We start from the raw sequence: 743 nt of genomic DNA, 5'->3' as shown, positions 1-743 counted from the left end.
CGTCGCGGTCCGCCGCTGGACCCAGGGTGACTACGCCGGCGGCTGGGTCCGGACGAACCGGGGCTGCCAGAGCGGAACCACCTACGAGTGGAACGGCAACCTCAGGTTCGGCAGCTGGAACAGGAACGTGTTCGTGGAGAAGAAGTACGGCTGGGCCATCGACGGCCGCATCTGACCAGCGATGAACGATGCCGAACAGAAGGGATGTCAGTGAACGGTAAGACTGCCTGGCAGCGTGTGGTGACGTGCGGGACTCTTGTCGCCGCGACCGCGGTCTGCATGACCGGCACGGCGAACGCGGCGACGAGCACGTGCTTCAGTCAGAGCTATTCCGACGGCGCGCAGGTCGTTCCCGGCACGGGCGGCGGGCACGTGACCCGGGCGATCACTCGTCAGCAGGCGGGCAACACCTGGGACGACTGGGTATGGCGCGGCGAGAAGGTCGAGTGCTCCCGCAGTGCGATCTCCTGCCCGCACTCGTGGACCCAATCGCAGACAGTGACCACCGGTTGGGCCGTCGGCGGCGGCATCAATCTCGGTAACTCCTCCTCGCCGTCCAAGAAGTGGTACAACGCCCTGGCTTCCGTGACCGGCGGGTACCAGAAGACCACCGAGATCTCCAAGACCACCACCATCGGTGTCACTGTCAGACCAGGGCACACGGCGCAGGAGGTCATCGTCGCGGTCCGCCGCTGGACCCAGGGTGACTACGCCGGCGGCTGGGTCCGGACGAACCGGGGCTG

Annotated in this window: 1 protein-coding gene; it reads left to right on the top strand. The window is 66.8% G+C overall.

Features of this window, described 5'->3' with window-relative positions; genetic code table 11:
• Nucleotides 1-279: 279 nt before the first annotated feature.
• A partial coding sequence (locus PV682_RS44150) for a hypothetical protein (RefSeq protein WP_319738620.1) occupies nucleotides 280-743 on the top strand: 464 nt, incomplete at its 3' end.

It is taken from the genome of Streptomyces niveiscabiei (genome assembly GCF_033794345.1).
GTDB classification, from domain to species: Bacteria; Actinomycetota; Actinomycetes; order Streptomycetales; family Streptomycetaceae; genus Streptomyces; species Streptomyces niveiscabiei.
Note: the sequence above shows the minus strand (reverse complement) of the source record. Positions and strands in the feature narration are given on the sequence as shown.